19 protein-coding genes are annotated in these 22,300 nt (G+C 71.0%); 6 read left to right on the top strand and 13 right to left on the bottom strand.

The features are described from left to right. Positions 1–56 precede the first annotated feature (56 nt). From FB470_RS20440 to FB470_RS20425, 4 genes are all read right to left on the bottom strand, one after another. Positions 57–1,043 (bottom strand): iron-containing redox enzyme family protein, encoded by a 987-nt coding sequence (locus tag FB470_RS20440; protein WP_306993823.1) that lies wholly within the window; start codon positions 1,041–1,043, stop codon positions 57–59. A gap of 41 nt (positions 1,044–1,084) precedes the next feature. Beyond that, positions 1,085–2,230 carry a carboxylate-amine ligase gene (locus FB470_RS20435; RefSeq protein WP_306993821.1) on the bottom strand — a complete coding sequence of 382 codons (1,146 nt, stop codon included), beginning with the start codon at positions 2,228–2,230 and terminating at the stop codon, positions 1,085–1,087. Beyond that, complete coding sequence (locus tag FB470_RS20430) at positions 2,155–3,645, bottom strand: FAD-dependent oxidoreductase (protein ID WP_306993819.1); 1,491 nt, start codon at positions 3,643–3,645, stop codon at positions 2,155–2,157. Before FB470_RS20430 ends, FB470_RS20435 begins: the two co-directional genes overlap by 76 nt. Before the next feature lie 129 nt (positions 3,646–3,774). Further along, positions 3,775–4,836 carry a DNA polymerase ligase N-terminal domain-containing protein gene (locus FB470_RS20425; protein ID WP_306993818.1) on the bottom strand — a complete coding sequence of 354 codons (1,062 nt, stop codon included), beginning with the start codon at positions 4,834–4,836 and terminating at the stop codon, positions 3,775–3,777. Between the two features lie 66 nt (positions 4,837–4,902). Here FB470_RS20425 and FB470_RS20420 point away from each other — a divergent pair, with 66 nt between their 5' ends. From FB470_RS20420 to FB470_RS20400, 5 genes are all read left to right on the top strand, one after another. Continuing rightward, a complete protein-coding gene (locus FB470_RS20420) occupies positions 4,903–6,186 on the top strand; it encodes an ATP-grasp domain-containing protein (RefSeq protein ID WP_306993816.1) in 1,284 nt (427 codons plus the stop codon). 6 nt (positions 6,187–6,192) lie between these two features. Continuing rightward, complete coding sequence (locus FB470_RS20415; RefSeq protein ID WP_306993814.1) at positions 6,193–8,217, top strand: CocE/NonD family hydrolase; 2,025 nt, start codon at positions 6,193–6,195, stop codon at positions 8,215–8,217. A 35-nt stretch (positions 8,218–8,252) separates the two neighbouring features. Beyond that, positions 8,253–9,155, top strand: coding sequence for an alpha/beta hydrolase fold domain-containing protein (locus tag FB470_RS20410; RefSeq protein WP_306993812.1), 903 nt, complete (start codon positions 8,253–8,255; stop codon positions 9,153–9,155). Next, positions 9,152–10,429, top strand: coding sequence for a cytochrome P450 (locus tag FB470_RS20405; protein WP_306993810.1), 1,278 nt, complete (start codon positions 9,152–9,154; stop codon positions 10,427–10,429). The genes FB470_RS20410 and FB470_RS20405 overlap by 4 nt, the downstream gene beginning before the upstream one ends. A gap of 65 nt (positions 10,430–10,494) precedes the next feature. After that, entirely contained in the window at positions 10,495–11,058 is a 564-nt protein-coding gene (locus tag FB470_RS20400) for a hemerythrin domain-containing protein (RefSeq protein WP_306993808.1), read from the top strand. Positions 11,059–11,824: 766 nt separating this feature from the next. On the opposite strand, the gene FB470_RS20395 is transcribed toward FB470_RS20400, so the two are convergent. From FB470_RS20395 to FB470_RS20375, 5 genes are all read right to left on the bottom strand, one after another. After that, entirely contained in the window at positions 11,825–12,460 is a 636-nt protein-coding gene (locus FB470_RS20395; RefSeq protein WP_306993807.1) for a UdgX family uracil-DNA binding protein, read from the bottom strand. Further along, positions 12,460–12,924 (bottom strand): SRPBCC family protein, encoded by a 465-nt coding sequence (locus FB470_RS20390; RefSeq protein WP_306993806.1) that lies wholly within the window; start codon positions 12,922–12,924, stop codon positions 12,460–12,462. The genes FB470_RS20395 and FB470_RS20390 overlap by 1 nt, the downstream gene beginning before the upstream one ends. Before the next feature lie 54 nt (positions 12,925–12,978). After that, a complete protein-coding gene (locus FB470_RS20385; RefSeq protein WP_306993804.1) occupies positions 12,979–13,656 on the bottom strand; it encodes a PAS and ANTAR domain-containing protein in 678 nt (225 codons plus the stop codon). Between the two features lie 137 nt (positions 13,657–13,793). Further along, complete coding sequence (locus FB470_RS20380; protein WP_306993803.1) at positions 13,794–14,984, bottom strand: zinc-dependent alcohol dehydrogenase; 1,191 nt, start codon at positions 14,982–14,984, stop codon at positions 13,794–13,796. 37 nt (positions 14,985–15,021) lie between these two features. After that, positions 15,022–15,390: a cold-shock protein gene (locus FB470_RS20375; RefSeq protein WP_306993802.1), complete on the bottom strand. Its 369-nt coding sequence runs from the start codon at positions 15,388–15,390 to the stop codon at positions 15,022–15,024. Between the two features lie 134 nt (positions 15,391–15,524). Between FB470_RS20375 and FB470_RS20370 the strand changes: the two genes are divergently transcribed. Next, positions 15,525–15,782 carry a DUF4235 domain-containing protein gene (locus FB470_RS20370; protein WP_306993800.1) on the top strand — a complete coding sequence of 86 codons (258 nt, stop codon included), beginning with the start codon at positions 15,525–15,527 and terminating at the stop codon, positions 15,780–15,782. Here the strand turns inward: FB470_RS20370 and FB470_RS20365 are convergent. From FB470_RS20365 to FB470_RS20350, 4 genes are all read right to left on the bottom strand, one after another. After that, positions 15,779–16,978, bottom strand: coding sequence for a PucR family transcriptional regulator (locus FB470_RS20365; protein ID WP_306993798.1), 1,200 nt, complete (start codon positions 16,976–16,978; stop codon positions 15,779–15,781). The genes FB470_RS20370 and FB470_RS20365 overlap by 4 nt on opposite strands. 244 nt (positions 16,979–17,222) lie before the next feature. Beyond that, positions 17,223–17,699, bottom strand: a complete 477-nt coding sequence (locus FB470_RS20360; RefSeq protein WP_306993796.1) for a (2Fe-2S)-binding protein — start codon at positions 17,697–17,699, stop codon at positions 17,223–17,225. 10 nt (positions 17,700–17,709) lie between these two features. Further along, the gene (locus tag FB470_RS20355; protein ID WP_306993794.1) at positions 17,710–20,034 is read right to left on the bottom strand and encodes a molybdopterin cofactor-binding domain-containing protein; all 2,325 of its coding nucleotides are present in this window, start codon (positions 20,032–20,034) and stop codon (positions 17,710–17,712) included. A 1,148-nt stretch (positions 20,035–21,182) separates the two neighbouring features. Then, positions 21,183–22,298 carry an NDMA-dependent alcohol dehydrogenase gene (locus FB470_RS20350; RefSeq protein WP_306993793.1) on the bottom strand — a complete coding sequence of 372 codons (1,116 nt, stop codon included), beginning with the start codon at positions 22,296–22,298 and terminating at the stop codon, positions 21,183–21,185. Positions 22,299–22,300: the final 2 nt, after the last annotated feature.

Below are 22,300 nucleotides of genomic sequence, written 5' to 3'. Positions count from 1 at the left end.
GACTGGCCCCGCCGACGGCTGCGGCTTGACAACCCCATCGGGACACGCCCCTTCCGCTACAGCGGTCTGCGCAGCGCGCTGCGGCCCGCCCGCCAGGCCCCCATCACGTGGTCCGCGAAGCGCTGCTCCACCAGGTCCGTCGCCTGGATGCCGAACACGATGTCGCCCGCCAGGTCCGGCTCGGTCTCCAGCAGGCCGCCCAGCACGTCGCGCCGCATGACCTGCTCGTGCACCGCGTCGGCCTCGATGTGCTCGGTGTAGAAGTACCGGCAGCGCTCGTCGGCGTCCAGCCGCTTCAACGCCTTCTCCAGCCGCTGCGCGCTGGGCGCGGTGGTGATCTCGGCGGCCGCGAAGTGCCCGGCCAGCGCGGCGCGGAACCGCCGGTGCAGCCCGAACAGCGACATCATGTTGACCACCGCGAGCATGCACGCCGGGGCGTGGTCGAGGTAGTGCAGGTAGGCCGGGTTCAGCCCGGCGCCGTCCAGCAGGTCGGCGAACAGTTGCGCGTGCACCTGGTCGGCCCGGCCCCCGCCGTACTCGTCGAACTCCACCGCCACCAGCGCCGCCTTCGGCCTGCCGCGCAGGCGCGGGATGACCCAGGCGTGCGGGTCGGCCTCCTTGTGGTGGTAGATCGACCGCAGCGCGAAGTACTCGCGCAGCTGCCCCCACGTGCCGTCCGCGGCCAGGTGGTGCGAGAGCCCGGTGCCGTTGACCGGCTCGACGAGCAGCGGCGCGAGCGCCTCCGTCACGTCGTCACCTCCCGGCGTGCGGGCCCGCAGCGCGGCCAGGAACACCCGCTCCATCGCCGCGCGCAGGCGCAGCAGGTCCGGATCCCACTCCCAGTCCGGGTCGACGCCGGCGAAACCCTGGTAGTGCAGCTCGTAGCAGACGTGCAGGGCGAGCTGCAGATCCTCGCCGAAGGGGTCGGCCTCCGCGGCCTCGGGCAGCTCGGGGAAGTCCCCGCGCTCGTCGCGGCCCAGCGCCTCGATCACGGCTTCGGACAGCGGTCCCCGGGGCGCCGGGAGGGCAGCCGCGAGCGTCATGGCAGTCGTCACCTCCCCCGGTTACCCCTGCTCGCGGTCGGTTAAGCCTGATGGGTGATCGTGGCGAGCAGGGCGGGCAGCCCGGCCGCGGCGGCCTTGCGCTGACGCCGGGCGCCGCTGCCGTCGCGGCGGAGCCGTTCCAGGACGATCGCGACGAGGTCCCGGTCACCGGTCTCGTCGAGCGTCGACGCGACGTGCGCGACGAGTTCGTCGACGAGCTGCCAGGCCGGCAGTCGGCGGGCGTGACAGGCGTGCACGCCCTCCCCGTCGATCCCGTCGCGCGCCGCGGCCCACAGGGCGGCGGCGGCGACCTGCCCGGAGATCTCGGGCGGTGGGACACCGTCGGAGAGATCGGCGAGGGCGCGGCGCACCAGAGCGCGGGAGAGCACGGCCTGCAACACCGCTTCATCCACTGTGGACGCCGCATCGGCGACCCGGAATTCCAGTGTGGGGAACGAAGCCGAGGGGCGCACGAGCCAGAACGACATCGACTCGTCCACCAGCGCGCCACAGTCCGCGAGCCGCCGCACTTCGGCCCGGTAGGCCTCCAGGTCCGGGAAGTACGGCGGGATTCCCGCGCCGGGGAACCGGGACTGCTGCACCATCCGCCAGCTGCCGTACCCGGTGTCGCGGCCGTGGTCGAACGGCGAGTTCACGGACAGCGCCAGCAGCGACGGCAGCCACGGGCGCAGGTGGTTCATCACCGCGACCGCGGTCTCCGCATCCGCCACGCCGACGTGCACGTGGCACCCGCAGGCCTCGTAGTCGGCGACCATGCCCCGGTAGACCCGGTCGATGTCCCCGAACCTGCCGTCCTGGTTCTCCGATGTGGACGGTCCGGAGAGGACCGGTGTGCCGGACGAGGCGATCACCGCGCCGTGCAGGCGGGCGGACCCGGCGAGCGCCCGGCGGCCGGCGACGAGCTGTTCGCGCAGCTGCCGTGCCCGGGTGCAGACACCGGTCGCGGCCTCCACCTGGGTGAGCCGCAGTTCGCGGTGCAGCTTCGCACCGGGCGGCAGCGGCGGGTCGGCGGCGACGATCGCGGCGGCGCGCGGCAGGGTGGCGCCGGTGGCGGGGTCGAGGAGCAGGAACTCCTCCTCGACGCCGACGGTCAGGCCGGCGGCAGCGGCCGGGTCGCCGGGCCCTGGATCACCGAGCCGTCCGTGGCGAATCGCGATCCGTGGCATGCGCAGTCCCAGGTCTTCTCGGCGTTGTTGAAGGCGACCACGCAGCCCAGGTGGGTGCACAGCGCGCTGACCTCGCGCAGCTGCCCGTCCTCGCCGCGGTAGGAGGCGACCAGGTCCGTCCCGCGACGCGCCACCTGTGCCGCTCCCGGGGCCAGGTCCGCCGGGGTGGTGGTGAGCGCACGGGTGTAGCCGGCGACGTACTGCTTGCCGACCTTCGCGCCGTCCTCGGCGAGGGTGATCGAGGACTTGAGGTCGAAGCGGTTCGGGTCGAACAGGCCCGCGGCGGGGTGCCCGTTGCCGGTGATCAGCTCGGTGAGGAGGAGGCCCGCCGCGGTGCCGCCGCTCATGCCCCACTGGCTGAACCCGGTCGCGACCCACACGTGGTTCGTGGCCGGGTGGTAGCGGCCGACGTAGGGCACGCCGTCGAGGGTGGTGAGGTCGTGGGCGGACCAGCGGTGGGTGGCCTTGGTGACGCCGAAGGTGGTGGCGGCCTCGGCGAGGCGCTGGTAGCGGGCCTCGACGTCGACGGGTTCGCCCGTGCGGTAGTGCTCGCCGCCGACGAGCACGTACCGGCGGTCGCCCTCGGTGTGGCCCCGCAGCGAGCGGTGGGTGACCGCGTCGAGGTACACGCCGGGCGGCGCCTCCCCCTCGCCGGCGACGACGAGGTCGCGGGTCAGGTCGAGGCGCGCGAAGTAGAGGCCGCGGTCGAAGATCGGGTAGTGGGTGGCCACGACGACGTCGCGGGCGCGGACCTGGCCGCGGTCGGTCTGCACGGCCGGCGTGGGGCGTTCGTCGAGGTTGCGGACGCGGACGCGCTCGAGGACGTGCCCGCCGAGGCGTTCGATGTGCTCGGCCAGGCCCAGCAGCCAGCGGCGGGGGTGGAACTGGGCCTGGTCGACGAACCGGACCGCGCCGGCGGTGTCGAGGGGCAGGTCGACGTGCTCGACGAAGTCGGCGGGCATCCCGGCCTCGGCGGCGGCTTCGGCCTCCTGCCGCAGCTTGCCGGCCTGGGCGGGGTCGGTGGAGTACACGAAGCTGTCCCGCCGGGTGAAGCCGCACTGGATGCCCAGCTCGGCCGACGTGGAAGCGACCCACTCGACCGCGTCCAGCTGGGTGCGCCCGTACTGGGCGGCGGCTTCCGGTCCTTTGCGGGAGGCGAGGGTGGCGTACTTGAGGGCGTGCTGGGCGGACAGTTTGGCCGTGGTGTGACCGGAGACACCGGAAGCGACCTCGGAGGCCTCGAGAACCACCACGGAGCGCCCGGCGCGCACGAGGCCGTACGCGGTGGTCAAGCCGGCGATCCCAGCGCCGACGACAACCACGTCGGCCTCGGCGGGCAACGCGCGCCCGGCGCGATCCGGCGCGGGCGCGGTCTCCATCCACAAGGAGCGCGGTTCGGGCAGCTGGATGCTCACGGGCCAGATTGCCCCCGTAGCCGGCCTGCGAAACGCCCCGCCGGGGCGGGGTGGGGCGACCTGATCATCGGCACCCTGGTCGAACGCCACACAACCACACCGTGGGACCACGGCGCCACCCCGGAACCGTCACTTCGTGATCGTCAGCCAGGCACCGCTGCGCTTCCCCGGCTCGTAGACCGAATCGAGCCGCTTCGCGGTCACCCCGCCGAGTCCGTTCGCCAGGCTGGCGGCGAGCACGTCCGCCCCGCCGCCGTCGTACGACTCGGGCGTTCGCCAGTAGTCCCCGGCCACCTGGAGCTTCCGCAGCCGCGCCCGGCGCTTCCGGTAGGGCAGCTGCAGCAGCGACTTCCCGTCCGCGTGCAGCACGTCGAACGGCAGGAACAGCACCGGCGAACGCTCCGACAGCCGCTTCGCCTGGCGGGGCTCGGCCGACACCCGCGTCCTCAGGGCCTTCCGGCTGGGACGACCGTCCTCCAGCACGATCAGCTCGCCGTCGAGCAACACCTCCGTCGCCCCCAGCGATTCACCCAGACCGCGCAGCTCGGGGTACAGCGGCGTGACGTCCTCCCCGGTGTGGTCACGCACCGTGATCCGCCCGCCTTCCACGCGCACCACGACCCGCTCACCCCGCCACCGGAACTCGTACGCCCAGCCGGCGTCCTCGGACGGCAACGAGCCCGCTCGCGCCTGCATCGGCTTCACGAACTCCGGCAACTCCTCGCCGCTCCCGCGATCGACGCGCCGCACCAGCCAGTCCCGGGACTGCGAACCGCGGTGGCTGTTGACGAACAGGAACCGGCCCCGCACCCGCGACCCGCGCAGGTCGACCTCGACCTTGTGGTCGTTCCAGTGCAGCACCTCGTACGTGCCCCGGTCCCAGATCAGCATCTTCCCGCCGCCGTACTCGCCTTTCGGGATCTCGCCCTCGAACGTCGCGTACTCCAGCGGATGGTCCTCGGTGTGCACGGCCAGCCGGGGCGGGCCCGGGCGCGGCGGCAGCCCCTTGGGCACCGCCCACGAAACCAGGACCCCGTCCCGCTCGAACCGCACGTCCCAGTGCAGGCGCCGCGCGTGGTGCTCCTGGATCACGAACACGTCGTCGTCACCCCGGGGCACCACGCGATCGGGCATCGGTTCCGGCGTCCGCTCCGGATCGCGTTTCCGCCGATACTCGCTGAGGTCGGCCACGCGCCGAGGTTACCCCGGTCACCCGCTGGTGTTTACCGTTCCGCGACAACGGGGATCAATTCCGGTGTGAACGACATCGACATTTTCGTGCTGGGGCTCGACGACGCCAACCTGCGAACCCTGCGACGGGTGCCGGGAGCGGAGAACTACCGCTACCACGGCCTCCTGTCACAGGCCGACGTGCAGGAGGGCGAGATCCCCATCGCCGACCTGATCGACCGGGCCGTGGCCGAACTGGACGCCTTCGACGGCAAGATCGGCGCCATCGTCGGCTACTGGGACTTCCCGGTCACCACGATGGTGCCGATCCTGGGGCGCCGCTACGGCCTGCCCACCCCGAACCTGGAGGGCGTGCTCAAGTGCGAGCACAAGTACTGGAGCCGCCTCGAGCAGCGGAAGGTCACCGACGCGATCCCGAACTTCGCGCTGGTCGACCTCGAGGGCGACCCCAAGCCGCCCGAGGACGTGTCGTTCCCGATGTGGCTCAAACCGGTCAAGTCGTTCTCGTCCGAGCTGGCCTTCCACGTCAAGGACGAGCAGGACTTCCGGGAGGCGGTGGAGGAGATCCGCGCCGGGATCGGGCGCGTCGGGAAGCCGTTCCAGTACATCCTGGACCAGGTGTCGGGCGTCGACATCCCGCCCGAGGTGGCCGACGCCGGCGCGCTCGCCGCGCTCGCCGAGGAGGAGATGACCGGCCAGCAGGCCGCGACCGAGGGTTTCGTGTACGACGGCGAGGTCGTCGTCTACGGCGCGCTGGACTCGCTGAACTACCCGGACAGCTCGTCGTTCCTGCGCCACCAGTACCCCTCGCAGCTGCCCGAGCCGGTCGTGGAGAAGATGCTGGACGTCTCCAAGAAGGTCATCGAGCAGATCGGCCTGAACAACTCCACCTTCTCCATCGAGTTCTTCTGCCGGCCCGACACCGGTGACGTGAAACTGCTGGAGATCAACCCGCGGCACTCGCAGTCGCACGCCGAGATGTTCGAGAACGTCGACGGCGTCCCCGACCACTACAACATGATCGAGCTGGGCCTGGGCCGCCGCCCGAAGATGCCGCACGACAAGGGCGAGTACCGGATCGCGGCGAAGTGGTACTACCGGCGCTTCGAGGACGGCGTCGTCACGCGCATCCCGACGGGCGAGGAGATCGAGCGGCTGCAGCGGGAGATCCCCGGCGTGGACGTGGACATCGTGCCCGCCGAGGGCCAGCGTCTGTCCGAAATGGATGCCCAGGACAGCTACAGCTACGAACTGGCGTTCGTCTACGTCGGTGCGGACACCGAGGCCGAGCTCAAGGACAAGTACCGGCGCACGACCGACGCGCTGAAGTTCGAGTTCCAGGAGGTTTGATCGGATATGCGGGAGGTCCGCTCCCTGCCGTACGAGATCACCCAGGAAGAGCACGTCTGGATCCCCGTGTCGGACGGCACGCGCCTGGCCGCGAAGATCTGGCGGCCGGTGTCCGCGGAGGACGAACCCGTGCCGGGCATCCTCGAGTACATCCCGTACCGCAAGCGCGACCTCACCGCGGTCCGTGACTCGGTCCACCACCCGTACCTCGCCGGCCACGGGTACGCCTGCGTGCGCGTGGACCTGCGCGGCACGGGCGAGTCGGAAGGGGTCCTGACCGACGAGTACGTCGAACAGGAGCAGCTCGACGCCGAGGACGTCCTGGCGTGGCTGGCCGACCAGCCGTGGTGCGACGGCCGCACCGGCATGATGGGCATCTCCTGGGGCGGGTTCGCCGCCCTGCAGGTGGCGGCCCGGAAACCGCCGAGCCTGCGGGCGATCGTGATCTCGTCGTTCACCGACGACCGCTACTCCGACGACTTCCACTACATGGGCGGCTGCATGCTGTCGGACAACCTCGGCGAGGCCGGGACGATGTTCGCCCACAGCACGCTGCCGCCGGACCCGGCCCTGGTCGGGGACCGCTGGCGCGACATGTGGCGCGAGCGCATCGAGGGTGTCGGCCCGTGGGTGGACACCTGGCTGGAGCACCAGCACCGCGACCAGTACTGGCGCCACGCGTCGGTGTGCGAGAACTACAGCGACGTGCAGGTGCCGGTGCTGGCCTCCAGCGGATGGGCCGACGGCTACTCCAACGCGGTGACGCGCGTGCTGTCCCACCTGTCCGTGCCGCGCAAGGGCCTGATCGGGCCGTGGTCGCACAAGTACCCGCACCTGGGCGAACCCGGCCCGGCGATCGGGTACCTGCAGGAGGTCGTGCGCTGGTGGGACCACTGGCTCAAGGACCGCGACAACGGCGTGATGGACGGCCCGATGCTGCTGGCCTGGATGCAGGACAGCGTGCCGCCCTCGACGTCCTACCAGGAGCGTCCCGGGCGGTGGGTCGGCGAGCCGCAACTGCCCTCGCCGCACATCGACTGGCGCACCTACCCCCTGGCGCCGCACCGGATCGCGCGCCGCGACGAGGAGGTGCCCGACGCCCGGCTGCAGGTCGAGTCGCCGCTGTCGGTGGGCCAGTTCGCCGGCAAGTGGGCCTCCTACAACGCGCCGCCGGATCTGCCCTACGACCAGCGCGAGGAGGACGGCGGGTCGCTGGTGTTCGACGGCGACGAGCTGACCGAGACGTGCGAGATCCTCGGCGCCCCCAAGGTGCGGCTGGAGCTGTCCGTGGACAAGCCGGTGGCGATGGTCGCCGCGCGGCTGTCCGACGTGCAGCCGGACGGGCGCGCGACCCGCGTGACCTACGGTCTGCTGAACCTGACCCACCGGGACGGCCACGACGAGCCCGAGCCCCTGGAGCCGGGCCGGTGGTACCAGGTGGAGATCGAGCTCAACGGTGTCGCCCAGGCCTTCCCGCCGGGTCACCGCATCCGGTTGTCGCTGTCCACTTCGTACTGGCCATTGGCGTGGCCCCCGCCGGAACCGGCGCTGCTGACCGTCTACCCGAAGGGCAGTTCGCTGTGCCTGCCGGTGCGCCCGATCCGGGAGTCCGACGAGGTGACCGGCATGGTGTTCGGCGAGCCGGAAGGCGCGCCGCCGATGACCACCACGCAGGTGCGTCCCGGTGAGCAGCGCTGGACGGTGTCGCGGGACCTCGTCGAGTACCGCTCGGCGCTGGAGATCGTGAAGGACTCCGGGACCACGCGGCTGGACGACATCGATCTCGAGGTGTCGCGGCGGGCGTACGAGTGCTACAGCTCGGTCGCCGACGACTTCTCCTCGGTGCGTGGCGAGACGAAGTGGAGCATCACGTTCGCCCGCGGCGACTGGGAAGCCCGCACCGACACCCACACGGTCCTGTCCTGCACGCCGACGGAGTTCGTGCTGCACGCGACCGTCGACGGGTTCGACGGCCCGAACCGGGTGTTCTCCCGTAACTGGCACCGCACGTTCCCGCGGAAACTGGTGTGAGTTTCACGCCCGGGCAGCAGGGGTAACCGGGCTCGGTGATCGGGAACACCAGCCTGCACGCGAAACTGCTGATCGCGCAGATGCTCCTGACGGGGCGCAAGCGCACGTTCACCGACGTGGACGCCCTGCACAAGAGCACCGGGCCGCGACAGCAGCGGGAGAACGCGCTGCCGCCGGTCGCGGTGCGCAAGCACGTCGACATCGACCGCACCGAGGTGCACGGCCACCCGGTGTACACGCTGCGGCCGAGGGCGAACGCGACCGCGCGGCACGTCCTGTACTTCCACGGCGGCGCGTACGTGCACCAGATCCAGGGCGACCACTGGAAGTTCTTCGCCCGGCTGATCGCCCGCACCGGCTGCACCGTCACCGCGCCGCTGTACCCGCTGGCTCCCGGCAGCCACTACGACGACACGTTGTCGACGATCCACGCCGCCTACAAGGAGGTGCTGGGGAACGTCGCCCCGCGGGACCAGGTCCTGATGGGCGACTCCGCCGGCGGCGGGCTGTCGCTGGTGCTGGCGCGGGCCCTGCGCGACGAGGGCCGTCCGCAGCCGAAGGAGATCGTGATGCTGTCGCCGTGGCTGGACATCACGATGACCGACCCGTCGCTGCCCGAGTACGACCGGCACGACCCGTACCTGGGCGTCACCGGTCTGCGCGAGGCCGGGCGCCTCTACGCCGGCGGCCTCGACCCGGCGAACGAGCTGGTCAGCCCGATCAACGGGGACCTGCGCGGGCTGGGTGCGCTGAGCTGTTTCATCGGCACCCGGGACGTGCTGCTCGCCGACTCGCGCAACCTGTACCACAAAGCGGCCGAGCAGGGGGTGCCGCTGGAGTACTGGGAGTACGGCGGGATGTTCCACGCGTGGATGATCGCGAACATCCCGGAGGCGAAGCACGCCCTGGACCGGATCGCGGCGCTGGTGACCCGATGAGCGGGCTGCCGGCGGCCTCGGTGGCGGAGACCGCGCAGGTGTTCGCCGGGGTCGTCGGGCCGACGCTCGCCGGTGGCGTCATCAAGCGGCGCCCGCGTGTGCTGACCGTGCTGGAGAAGCTGCAGGCGGACGCCTCGGCGGTGCGGACGTTGCAGAAGCTGCGAGCCGAGCACGGCGACGGGCTGTTGCGGCTGGCGGTGCCCGGCCGGTCGTTCGCGCTGGTGCTCTCCCCCGACGACGTCGGGCGCGTGCTGGCGGAGTCGCCCGAGCCGTTCACGCCGGCGAATCTGGAGAAGAAGGCCGCGCTGTCCCAGTTCCAGCCGCACGGCGTGCTGATCTCCGACGGGCGGGACCGCGACCGGCGCCGGGAGTGGAACGAGCGCGCGCTGGAGACGAGCCGCCCGACGCACCACCTGGCGCCCTCGGTGGCGGCGAAGGCGGCCGAGGAGTTCGCCACCCTGGGGCCGGGACCGCTCGGGTGGGACGCGTTCGCGCCGGTGTGGTGGCGGATGGTGCGGCGGATCGTCTTCGGGGACCACGCCCGCGACGACCAGGTGACGACGGACCTGCTGGGCCGGCTGCGGCGCGCGGCGAACTGGTCCTACCTGCTGCCGCGGCGGCGCCGGTCGCGGGAGGAGTTCCTCGGCCGGGTGCGGTCGCTGCTCGCGCGGGCGCCGTCGGACGGCCTCGCCGGCGGCCTCGGCGCCGGCGAAGACGTGGCCGCCCAGATCGGGCACTGGCTGTTCGCGTTCGACGCGGCCGGGATGGTGACGTTCCGGACGCTGGCACTGCTGGCCACACACCCCGCCCAGCGGCAACAGGCCCGGCAGGACATCGCGTCCGGTGACGGGCTGGGCTACCTGCGCGCGTGCGTGCTGGACACCGTGCGGCTGTGGCCGACGACGCCGGCGATCCTGAGGGACACGACGAAGGAACTGGACTGGAACGGTCACCGGGTGCCGTCCGGGACGGGCCTGCTGGTGTTCACGCCGCTGTTCCACCGTGATGACTCCCGGTTGCCGTACGCGCACAGTTTCGTGCCGGAGATCTGGCTGGACGGGCGGGCGCAGCGGGAGCCGGCGCTCGTGCCGTTCAGCGCCGGGCCCGCCGGGTGCCCGGCGAAGAACTTGGTGCTGTTCACGGTTTCGACGGTGCTGGCCGCGCTGATCCGGGACCGCGACTACACAGTGGACTCCTCCCCGAAGCCCGCGCCCGGCCGCCCCCTGCCGATGACGTTCGACAACTTCTCGGTGCGCCTGACCGGTCATCCGTAGGGTTGAGGCTCCCTCGGCTGGGTAGTGGACGGGTGGAATCCGTACCGAACCGAAACGGAGCCACGATGACCGCCACCGACAAACCGGACCTGATCTCGGTGATCATCTCCGATCACCGGCACGTGGAACGCGTGTTCACCGAACTGGAGTCCGGAACCGGGACTCCCGAGCACCGGCGGAACCTGGCCGACCACGTGATCGCCGAGCTCGTGCGCCACTCCGTCGCCGAGGAGCAGTACATGTACCCGGCGGCGCGCAAGTACCTCGAGAACGGGGACGAACTCGCCGACCACGAACTGGAGGAGCACGCCGAGGCCGAAGAGGTCATGAAGCAGCTGGAGAACATCCCGGCGACCGAACCGCGCTTCGACGAGCTGCTGCGCCAGCTGATGGACGACATCCGGCACCACATCGAGGACGAGGAGAAGGACCTGCTGCCCAAGCTCCAGTCCGCCTGCTCGCCCGAGGAGCTGCTCGACCTGGGTGACAAGGTCGAGCGCGCGAAGAAGATGGCGCCGACCCGCCCGCACCCGAGCGCGCCGGACCGCCCGCCGATGAACCTCATCCTCGACCCCGGCGCCGGGCTGATCGACAAGATCCGGGACGGGCTGAGCAAGCGGCACACCTGACCGGCGCCCGATGCGATTCGCGGATTCGGATTCGCCGATACCCGCCCTTCCCGGACAAGCCCCTCGCCCCCGGCCAGGCCCGCACCACCCGCCTCGCCCCCGGCGAGGGGCACCTTCCGGGGGACCGTTCATCCCTGATCCCGCGCCCGGCAACGGAAACCGCCCCGGGGACCTCCCCAGACCTCCCGCCGGCCGACAACGCAAGCCGGCACACGGCCTCCCCAGACCTCCCGCCGGCCGGCAACGCCAGGCGAGGTGCGGCCTTCCCAGACCTCCCCGCACCCCCACGCGCCCGGCGACGCGAGGCGAGGTGCGACGTCCCCAGACCTCTCCCGCCCCCGATCCCCAGCCCGCCTTGGTCGCCGATCAGGCGTGTCAAGGTACTCTTTCCCGCCTTGACACGCCTGCTTGGCGACCGAAAACACTCCACCCGGAGGGGGCGGGGGAGGTCGGCACCCAAGGCGACCACTCAGCGCCGTAGGCGCCCTGGCCGAAGGCCAAAGAAAAAGATCAAAAGATGTCCTCGCCGGACGGGCAGGCTCCGGGATGACCGGGGAGCGTTGTCGGCTCGCCTTGGGTAGGTGGTCGCTGGGTGGTCATCCCGTCGCCTGCATCGAGGCCTATCACTGTGAGCCAGGCCCGCACGCTTTGGTCTTTCGGCCGCCGGACCCGGCGCAGGGTGCGGGCCTGGCTCACAGTGATCTGACGGCCTCAGGCGACGGGATGACCACCCAGCTCCTTTGAGGGCAGGGCGCTTCCGCGCGGGCTACGCGGGTACGGCTCGCAGGTCGGCCACCAGGGCGGCGTAGGCCTCGTCCCGGTCGGGCGCCCGCAGCACCGACGAAGGATGCACCGTCGCCAGCACGTTTTCCGGTCGTCCGGAGAACTCGTCCGGCGCGGGGAGCAGCTCGCCGCGGTGGGCGGTCACCTTGAAGGCCGGGCCCATCAGGGAGGAAGCCGCGGTGGCGCCCAGCAACACCACCACCTCCGGCTGCACCGCCTCCAACTCGGCGAGCAGCCACGGCCGGCACGCGACGATCTCCCCGCGGGACGGCTTCTTGTGGATCCGCTGCTTGCCCCGTTCCGCCGGCACGAACTTGAAGTGCTTCACCGCGTTGGTCACGTACACCTGCCCGCGGTCGACGCCCGCTTCCTCCAGCGCCCGGTCCAGCAACCGTCCCGCGGGGCCGACGAACGGCTCGCCCGCGACGTCCTCCTTGTCCCCCGGCTGCTCACCCAGCATCAGAACCTTCGCGGGCGCCGGGCCGGCCCCGAACACCGTCTGGGTGGCGTTGCGGAACAGGTCGCATCCCTCGCACCCGCGCGCCGCCGAGCGGAGCCGGTCCAGCGAGCGGCTGTCCGGCACGAACCCGGCGGCGTCGCGCTTCGTGCGGGTGGCCATCAGTTGCCGGGGCGGTCCACGTCGCCCCGCCAGGCGCCCGTCTCCTGGCCCCCGCGCTTCTCGATGAACGCCTTGAAGCGCTCCATGTCACCGTGCACGCGACGGTCCAGGATGCCCAGCCTGTCGGCGACGTTCTCGACGAACCCCTCCGGGTCGATGTCCATCTGGGCCGTGACCCGGGTCTTGCGGTCGTCGATGCGGTGGAAGGTGATGACCCCGGCGTGGTTCGGGCCGTTGTCCGACCGCCACGCCACCCGCTCGTCGGGGTGCTGCTCGGTGATGGTGGCGTCGAACTCGCGCTTCGCGCCGCCGATCTTCGTCACCCAGTGCGTGTGCGTGTCGTCGAGTTGGCGGATCTGCTCGACGCCTTCCATGAACTCGGGGAAGGACTCGAACTGCGTCCACTGGTTGTACGCGGTGCGAACGTCGACGTCGACATCCACGGACTCGGTGATCGTGCTCATTTCGGTACGTCTCCTTTCACCCGATCCCCGACCGGGTACCTCGAGACGACCGGGTTACACGTCCGCCGACACCGACAACCGCGCCAGAACCGTTTCAAGGAGGTCCCGCGACTGCGCCTGCGGGGCACCGGCGGCCTGGACCGCGTCGACCAGGCGGTCGGCGAGGTCGCGCAGCTTGGTGTTGCTCTGCTGGGACACGCGGATGAGCAGCTCGAACGCGGCCTTCGAGTCGTGCCCGTAGGCCAGCATGATCATGCCCTTGGCCTGCTCGATCGTGGCGCGCGAGGCCATCGCACGCTGCAGCCCGGCGGCCTCGCCGGCCAGCTCGGACAGCTGTTCGGCCTCGCGGATGCGGGCGGTGGTCAGGTCGACGTAGTAGCCGTGCACCCCGGCGGGCTCGCCGCCCTCCTCGTCGACATCGCCGACCACGACCACCGCGCGGGTGCTCTCGTCGGCGGCGAGGATGCGGTGCTGCGCGCTGAACGGCTCACCGGTGCGGCGCGCGTCCTCGAACACCGCGGCGAGCTGGCGCCGGTCGGTCGGGTGGCCGTGCTTGGTGACCAGGTCCAGACTCGGGTCCACGGAGCCGGGCTGGTAGCCGTACATGAGGTAGATCTCCGACGACCACGTCCACGTCCCGGCACGCACGTCCCAGTGGTACATCCCGACCTGGTCGGCGCTCTGACCTGCGGGCAGGTCGGACAGGGGGTCCGGCTTCCGGCGGGTGGACATGCGTGTACGGCTCCTGCAGTGGAGTTGCTTCGAACACGGGTGCCACGCTGCTGGACAATCCCAGGGAGCCAGATCATAGCCGGGTGATCATCCGGGGCTACGCTCCGCTGTCCGGAAATCCGGGCGTGCCGCCTCCGTCACACCGAAGGCTGAAGGAGGATCTTGATCGCCCCGTCCTGCTTCTGCTGGAACATCCGGTAGGCGCGCGGCGCGTCCTCCAGCGGCAGCTTGTGGGTCGCCAGGTCCGCCACGCCGAGCGGGTCGGCGTCGTCGGTGACCAGCGGCAACACGTCGTCGATCCACCGCCGCACGTTGGCCTGGCCCATCCGCAACTGGATCTGCTTGTCGAACAGCTCCATCATCGGCAGCGGGTCGAGCATGCCGCCGTAGACACCGCTCAGCGAGATCGTGCCGCCGCGGCGGACCGTGGCGATGGCCTGGTGCAGCACCGCGAGCCGGTCCACGCCGCCCTTCTCCATCAGCGGCGCGGCGACCTGGTCCGGCAGCAGCCCGACCATCTGGTGGGCGAGCTTGCCCAGCGGCGCGCCGTGCGCCTCCATGCCGACCGCGTCGATCACCGAGTCGGCGCCCCGGCCGGCGGTCCTCTCCCGCACCGCGCCGGGAACGTCCTTCTCAACGCGGGCGTCGATCGCGGTGACCCCGTACCGCTCCGCGAGCGCCAGCCGCTCGGGCACCAGGTCGACGCCGATCACCTGCCCGGCGCCCCGGTGCCGGGCGATGCGGCAGCACATCTGCCCGATCGGCCCGAGCCCGTACACCACGACGCTGCCGCCGCGGGGGATGCCGGCGTAGTCGACGGCCTGCCACGCGGTGGGCACGACGTCGGAGAGGTACACGAACCGCTCGTCGGCGGGACCTTCGGGCACCTTCACCGGGCCGTAGTGGGCCTGCGGGACGCGCAGGTACTCGGCCTGCCCGCCGGGCACCTGTCCGTAGAGCTTGGTGTAGCCGAACAGCGCGGCACCCTTGCCCTTGTCCCGGACCTGGGTGGTCTCGCACTGCGACTGCAGGCCCTGGTCGCACATGAAGCAGTGGCCGCAGGAGATGTTGAACGGCACCACGACCCGGTCACCCGGTTTGAGGTTGGGCACCGCGGAGCCGACCTCCTCGACGATGCCCATCGGCTCGTGCCCGAGGATGTCGCCCTCGCCCATGAACGGGCCGAGCACCTCGTACAGGTGCAGGTCGGAGCCGCAGATGCCGGTCGAGGTGATCCGCACGACCGCGTCGGTGGGTTCCTCGATCTTCGGGTCCGGGACGTCCTCGACGCGGACGTCACGCTTGCCGTGCCAGGTGACAGCCTTCATGCCCGTTCGTGTGCCCGCGACCTGGTCGGCGAAACATTCAACCGCCGAGCCACCCGTGGTCGCGGACCAGCTCGAGGACGCAGCGGCGGACCCGCAGCACCTCCTCGGCGGTGAGCGTCGGGACGCCGGTGAGCAGCGCCTCCGTCAGCTCCTCGCGGAAGTCGCGCGCCGAGTACGGGTCCTCGCCCTCGTCGTCACCGCTCCGGCGCACCAGCCGGATGCCCGACGCCTTGAGCCCGCGGTCGCCGTCCTCGACCGTGAACTCGACGACCACACCGGGTGTGATCAGCCGTTTGTCCACGTCGAGATCGTTGACGTGCATGAAGACGTCCTCGCCACCCCCTTCCGGCGCCACGAACCCGTACCCGCGCATCTCGTCGAACCGGACGACCTTGCCCCTGACCACCAGCCCAACCCTCCCGGCGAAGTATCGCGCCAAGGTACGCCCCTCGACCCCGCCGCACAACGGCCGAGTGTCGGTGACCGGAACGCTGGGTACCCGGCCGGGTGCAGCCGGGTCCACTGTGGAGAGGTGACGGGATGAAACTGCTGTACAAACCGCTGAGCCTGGCCGTGAGCGCGCTCGGCGGGGTGCTCGCCGGGGTGCTGTTCAAGCAGGCCTGGAAGGCGGCGACCGGTGAGGACGACGCCCCGGAGGCCACATCGCCGGACTTCTCCACCAAGGAGGTCCTCATCGCGGCGGTGCTGCAGGGGGCGATCTTCGGTGGGGTGAAGGCGGCCGTCGACCGGGCCGGCGCGAAGGCGTTCACCAAGGCGACGGGCAAGAAGCTCGGCTAGTTCCGCACGGCTCTGCGGGCGCTGTCACCGAACATGGCCAGTGCCCGCAGCGCCGTTCCCAGCTCCGCGATGTCCGAGGGGTCGCTCAGCGACCGGCCCAGCACGTCCGCGATCCGCTTCAACCGGTGCCGCACCGTGTTGGGGTGGCAGTAGACGCGCTCGGCGATCGCCTTCGTGGACCCGCCGCAGTCGAACCAGGCGCGCAGCGTCAGCAGCAGCACGTTGCCCTCCTCCCCCGGCAACTCCAGGATCGGCCGCAGCACCTGACCGGCCAGCTGCGCCGACGCCTCCGGGTCGCTCGCCACCAGCCCCGCCAGCGGCGACTCGTTGAACCGGGCCACGTCCTTCGTCCCCGCCGGCAGGCTGGACAGCGCCACGCGCGCCAGGTGCAGTGCCCGCGCGGTGTCGCCGAGGCCGGTGAACACCGGGCTCATCCCGGCCCGGCCGCGGCAGTCCTCCCGCAGCAGGTCCAGCACCGGTCCGGTGTCGCGCAGCGACACCACGCCGATCTGCAGCTCGGGGGTGAGCCGCCAGGCCGAGGCGTGGTTCGCCTCCCGCAACCGGACCTCGATCAGCGGCAACGCCTCCTGGCCCAGCCCGGGTGTCTCCGCGGCCACCACGACGAACGTGCCCTCCAGCGGCAGGTCGAGCATCCGCGCGATGTCCCACAGCGTGCCGTCGGTGGCGTTGCCGCCGGCGAACAGCGCCTCCACCAGCGCCAGCCTCCGGTTCTGCCGGGTACGGCTGATCTCGGCCATCGTCGTGCGGTAGGTCGAGGTCAGCTCCTCGATGTAGTCGTCCATCAGGTCCCAGATCGCGGTGGTGGCCGGCACCAGCGTCGCGAGGTCCTGCGACGGCGTGGTCAGCTCGACGAAGCACTGCCACACCTCGGTGAACCCGATGCGGAACGCGCGCAGCAGCTCCGGCAGCGGGGCGCCCATCAGCGCCCGCTCGCGGCCGGTGGCGCGGGCCTTCGACAGGTCCGGCACGCCGGATTCGGACAGGGCGCGGACGAGGAACTGCAGGTTGTCCCGGCACGAGGCGAACAGGTCGGCGTGCGAGACGAACCGCTCCTCGCGGTAGACAGCCATTTCCTCGAGGATCTGCTCGTAGGTCGCCTTGGTCATCTCCGGCAACCGCGGCAGTGCGCGGCCGGCCAGGCCGGCCACCGCGGGATCGGGGCCCGTGTATCGCATGAGATGTCCGTCCTCCCCGTCGAGGGCTGGGGCTCGCGAGTGGACATCTAACACGAAAGTGTCCAACGTCGCCCAACCGCGCGGAAAAGCCCCGCAACCGCGGAAGGTTGCGGGGCTTTTTGCCGCAGTTGCGTCACGCACACCTGTCGCTCGCCTCGCCCTCAACGGACGCGCTGCGCGCGACTGCCTTACGCCCACCCGTCACCCACCGCCGCCCTCAACGGACGCGCTGCGCGCGACTGCGTTACATCTTGGCGGCGGCGCTCTTCACCGCCTCGCGGATGCGCGAGTAGGTGCCGCAGCGGCAGATGTTGCGGATCTCCTCGAAATCGGCGTCGCTGATCTCCCGGCCCTCGCTGCGGGCCTGCTTCACCTTCGCGATGGCCGCCATGATCTGACCGGGCTGGCAGTACCCGCACTGCGCGACGTCCCGGTCGAGCCAGGCCTCCTGCATCGGGTGCAGCTCACCGGTGGCCGGGTCGGCCAGACCTTCGATCGTGGTGATCTCGTCGTCCGGCCCGATCGCCGACACCGGCACCGAGCACGGGTTGAACGCCTTGCCGTTGATGTGGCTCGTGCACGCCTTGCAGACGTTGATACCGCAGCCGTACTTGGGACCGGTGATGCCGAGCAGGTCGCGCAGCACCCACAGCAGGCGGACCTTGTCGTCGGCGTCGACGGTGACCCGCTTGCCGTTGACGGTGAAAGTGTGTTGGGACAACGCGGGCTCCTCAGAACGTGTAGGACAGGCCGTCGACCGGCGATTCGGGCACCGGCGGCACCTTCGGCTTCGGCTCGAAGCTGAGCGTGCCGTGGTTGATCGGGAAGCGGGTCGGCATCTTGCCCACCGCGCGACCGTAGGCGCAGGCGGCCGCGGCGAACGAGCTGGCGACGGCGAGCTCACCGGCGCCACCCGGTTCGCCCGTCGTGGCGGGCATGACCACGACCTCCATCTCCGGCGGCGTGTTCCACTGCCGGGTGTAGAAGTAGTTGTCCCAGCTGGCTTCCAGCGGCAGGCCCTGGTCGATGTGCAGGCTCGAGGTGAGCGCGAGGGCGATGCCGTCGTTGACGCAGCCGATCGTCTGCGCCTCCAGGCCCCGCGGGTTGATCGGCAGGCCGGCGTCGACGACCGCGACCGCCTTGGTGACGCGCGGGCCGGCGACACCGTTGCGGATCTTGCGGTTCACCGTCTCCGGGCGGCAGTCGATCTCCATCAGGACGGCGCTGACGCTCTTGTACTCGTGGTGCAGCGCGATGCCCTGAGCCGTGCCGGCGGGCATCTTCCGGCCCCAGTTGCCGACCTCGGCGACCTTGTCCAGGACCTTGCGGATGCGGTCGTCCTTGATGAAGTTCCGGCGGAACGTCAGCGGGTCCTGGCCCATCTTCGCGGCGAGCTGGTCGACGATCAGCTCGCGCGCGCAGACCACGTTGGGCGAGTAAACGTTGCGCATGCTCGCGGTGTGGAACTTCAGCGGCACCTCGTTGAGCAGCTGGGTGGTGGCGCCGAAGTTGTAGGGCATCGAGGTGGACAGCATGAACACCGTCTGGGAGAACCCGATGTCGCCGACCGGCAGCTTCGCCGCGACCGCGGTGAGGATCTCGCCGAGGCCGTGCCCGAAGTCGGTGGTGACGCTGGTGTGCCGCTGCTCGTAGCTGACGACGTTGCCCAGGGCGTGGTTGACCCGGACGCGGGAGATGCACATCGGGTGCGTGCGGCCGTGGCGGGCGTCGTCGGCGCGGTGCCACATGAGCTTGACCGGCTTGCCCATCTTCTTCGAGATCTCCGCGGCCTCCAGCGCCGCGTCACCGAACAGCTTGCGCCCGAACGAACCGCCGCCGGTGACGACGTGCACCTTGACCGCCGGGATGGGCAGTCCGAGCATGGTCGCGATCTGTTCCTGCGCGACGATCGGGGACTTCAGGCCGGACCAGATCTCGGCGCGGTCGGCGCGGACGTCGGCGATGGCACAGTTGGTCTCGAGCGCGCTGTTGCTGGCGAAGGCGAACACGAACTCGGCGTCGATGGACTGGGTCAGCACCGGCGGCACGGCGAGCGGGAGGGCGGCGGCGCGCAGTTTCGCCTCGACACTGGCGTCGGACTCACCGTCCACTGTGCCCGGACCCCAGTCCACTTTGAGCGCTCGGACGGCGTCGATGCACTGGCCGAAGGTCTCGGCCCGGACGGCGACGCCGGAGGAGACGGTGACGACGTCGGTGACGCCCGGCATCGCCTTGACCTCGGCGAGGTTGCGGACGGCCTTGACCGTGCCGTTGATCGTGGGCGGGCGGCAGACCATGGTCGGCTTGGCGTTCGGGACCTGCAGGTCCATCGTGAACTGCTTGCGCCCGGTGACCGCGTCGAGCGCGTCGATGCGGGTCGTGGGCTTGCCGATGATGCGGAACTCGGAGGTCTTCTTGAGGGTCGCGGTGGTTTCCTCGGTGCGGGACGAGGCGGCGGCCTCGGCGAGCGAGCCGTAGGACGCGGTCAGCCCGGAAGCCGAGCGGACGACACCGTCGCGGGTGGTGAGCGTGGCGGCGTCGACCTTCCACTGCTCGGCGGCGGTGGCCAGCAAGCGGGCGCGCGCGATGGCGGCCGCGGTGCGGACCGGGTTGTAGAGGGAGCGGACCGAGTTGGAGCCGCCGGTGAGCTGGTTGAAGACCAGTTCGGGGCGCGCGTCGGCGAGGTTGACGCCCACCTTGCTCAGCGGGAGGTCCATCTCCTCGGCGATGAGCATGGCGACGGTGGTGGTGATGCCCTGGCCGACCTCGGCGCGGGGCACCGCGAAGGAGACCGTGTCGTCACGGTTGAGCTGGATCGCGATGAGGTTGGAGGTCGGCATCGCGGCCAGGGTGAGGGCGTCGCCGAGGTCGAGGATGTCGGCGGGGCCGGGGAGGGTGGGGATGGCGGCGTCGGCGGGCGCCGGGGAGGCGAGGTCACCGCCGAGCCGCGCCGCGACCGCGAGGGTGGGCGCCGCGAGGAGGTATCCCAGGAACCGGCGCCGTTCCAGGGCCGGAGCCCCGTCCCCGTCCGCGGGCGATCGACGTTGAAGCGCCATGGAGTAGTCCTTCCGAGATCCACGTTGATCGCGGTCACGATAGGAATCCGGGGAGGCAGGGTCAACGATCCGTAGCCGCCAGGGGGTATCTCTGTGACCGGATGACAGTCTCATGCCACTGAACTGTGACGCGAACACAGCCGAACGTCGCACGAGGTTGGGCTGGATGGTCTATCCGGTGCGGTGGTTGATCAGTGTTCCGGGGTGGCGGGTGGCGTTGGCGGGTGTCGGTCGTGGGTGGGGCGTTGGTCAGGATGGCCCGGCGGGTGGGGAGGGCGGTGGGGACGGCGTTGATCCGCGCATGAGGCGGGTGAGATCGTGCCGCTGATCATGTGTTGAGGCAGGTGGGCCGCGCCGCTGACCAATGTGCGAGGTAGGCGGGACCGTGTCAGTGTGCGAGGTAGGCGGGGCCGTGCCGCTGATCAGTCGAGGCGAGGGGGCGCCGTTCGCTTCTTGCGCGGGGGCGCTGACCAGTGCGCGAGGCGGGCAGGCGCCGCTCGCCCCTTGCGCCGCGGCGCGAATGTCCCTCTCGCACGGCCACGACCAGCCCTCCGGCCAAGACGCGAGTGGCCCATCCACACCGCCATCGACTGGACCCCGGCGTGCGCGCACGAACGATCCACCCGTGAGCGCACGAACGATCCACCCGTGAGTTCACCACACGCCCACCGGCTCGCCCGTTCGCGGAGGCGCCAACCGCGCGGCGATGAATGGACCGTTCACCCGACCACCATCGCCCAGTGAGCGCCCTCGACTCGCAGCCGGGCAGCACGGCCACGGCCACGGCCACGGCCACGGAAACACAGTGAGGGCGGAGGCCAACAGGCCTCCGCCCTCACTGAACCAGCCGAACCCGAGAAACCGACCTCAGCCCTCCGGACCAGAACCGAGCCGGACCGGAGCCGGGCGCCGAACCCGCGATCCGGTCGGACCCGTCCGCGAACGAACCGGATCGGCACCGCGAGCGAGCCGGACCGGCACCAGTGAACGAGCCGGACCAGCCCCGGACCCGGCCCACCGACCCAGCCCCAGCCCTGCGAACCGACCCGGCCCGGCCCGCGAACCAGGCCGGACCAACCCCAACCCCGGCCCGGCTCCGGCTCCGGGCCCGGAGCCGGAGCCGGAGCACGAAACCCGAAGAACCGGCCTCAGTCGGCCGCGTGCGTGATCACCCCGCGGATGTTCTTGCCGTCACGCAGGTCCTGGTAGCCCTCGTTGACCTCCTCGAGCGAGTACCGCTTCGTCACGAGTTCGTCCAGCTTCAGGTGCCCCGCCTGGTACAGGCGAAGCAGCCGGAGGATGTCGTACTGCGGGTTGGCCGACCCGAAGAGCGTTCCCTTGACCGTCTTCTCGAACAGGGTCATCACGCCGCCCGACAGGTGCACCGTCAGCTTCTCCGGGTTAGCCAGCCCGGTGATCACGACGGTGCCACCCTTGCCGACCACGTTGAACGCGTCGGTGACGACGTCCTCTTCCACGGTGCCCACGGTGATCAGCGCCTGGTCCGCCATCTGGCCCCAGGTCAGCTCCGCGACCTTCTCCGCGGCCTCGGCGGCCGTCGCGAACGCGTGGGTCGCGCCGAGTTCGAGCGCCTTCTCCCGCTTGAACGCCACCGGGTCGACCGCGATCACGTTCGCGGCACCGGCGTGCGCCGCGCCCTGCACGGCGTTGATCCCGATCCCGCCGATGCCGTAGATGACCGTCGTGTCGCCGGCGCGCACCCCGCCGGCGTAGTTGGCCGACGCCCAGCCCGTCGGCACCCCGCACCCGACCAGCACCGCGGTCTCCAGCGGCAGCCACTCGTCGACCTTCACCACGGAGTGCTGCGAGATCGTGGCCCGCTCCGAGAACGTGCCCAGCATGCACATCGCACCGTAATCGGTGCCGCCGCGGTGGAAGCGGAAGCTGCCGTCCGGCATGCCACCGTCGAGGATCGTGGCACCCATGTCGCACAGGTTCGACCGGCCGGTGGCGCAGTAGCGGCAGGTGCCGCAGTTCGGGATGAAGCTGCAGACGACGTGGTCGCCCGGCTTGACCTTGGTGACGCCGGGCCCGACGTCCTCGATGATGCCGGAACCCTCGTGCCCGCCCACGATCGGGAACCGCGGCACCAGGTCGTTGTCGATCAGGTGGAGGTCGGAGTGGCACAGCCCGGCGGCCGTGTACTTGATCAGGACCTCACCTTCGCGTGGACCGTCGAGTTCGAGCTCCTCGATCTCGAACGGCTTGCCCGCGGAATGCAGGACGGCGGCCTTGGTCTTCACAC

This window comes from Amycolatopsis thermophila, assembly GCF_030814215.1.
Classification (GTDB): Bacteria; Actinomycetota; Actinomycetes; order Mycobacteriales; family Pseudonocardiaceae; genus Amycolatopsis_E; species Amycolatopsis_E thermophila.
The sequence above is the reverse complement of the archived record's forward strand: the minus strand, read 5'-3'. Positions and strand labels throughout refer to the sequence as shown.

Coding starts and splice junctions, on each gene's coding strand:
- FB470_RS20365 (WP_306993798.1), bottom strand. CDS start 16,978: ATGCGATACACGGGCCCCGATCCCGCGGTGGCCGGCCTGGCCGGCCGC.
- FB470_RS20400 (WP_306993808.1), top strand. CDS start 10,495: ATGACCGCCACCGACAAACCGGACCTGATCTCGGTGATCATCTCCGAT.
- FB470_RS20415 (WP_306993814.1), top strand. CDS start 6,193: ATGCGGGAGGTCCGCTCCCTGCCGTACGAGATCACCCAGGAAGAGCAC.
- FB470_RS20405 (WP_306993810.1), top strand. CDS start 9,152: ATGAGCGGGCTGCCGGCGGCCTCGGTGGCGGAGACCGCGCAGGTGTTC.
- FB470_RS20380 (WP_306993803.1), bottom strand. CDS start 14,984: ATGAAGGCTGTCACCTGGCACGGCAAGCGTGACGTCCGCGTCGAGGAC.
- FB470_RS20385 (WP_306993804.1), bottom strand. CDS start 13,656: ATGTCCACCCGCCGGAAGCCGGACCCCCTGTCCGACCTGCCCGCAGGT.
- FB470_RS20355 (WP_306993794.1), bottom strand. CDS start 20,034: ATGGCGCTTCAACGTCGATCGCCCGCGGACGGGGACGGGGCTCCGGCC.
- FB470_RS20440 (WP_306993823.1), bottom strand. CDS start 1,043: ATGACGCTCGCGGCTGCCCTCCCGGCGCCCCGGGGACCGCTGTCCGAA.
- FB470_RS20370 (WP_306993800.1), top strand. CDS start 15,525: ATGAAACTGCTGTACAAACCGCTGAGCCTGGCCGTGAGCGCGCTCGGC.
- FB470_RS20395 (WP_306993807.1), bottom strand. CDS start 12,460: ATGGCCACCCGCACGAAGCGCGACGCCGCCGGGTTCGTGCCGGACAGC.
- FB470_RS20390 (WP_306993806.1), bottom strand. CDS start 12,924: ATGAGCACGATCACCGAGTCCGTGGATGTCGACGTCGACGTTCGCACC.
- FB470_RS20435 (WP_306993821.1), bottom strand. CDS start 2,230: ATGCCACGGATCGCGATTCGCCACGGACGGCTCGGTGATCCAGGGCCC.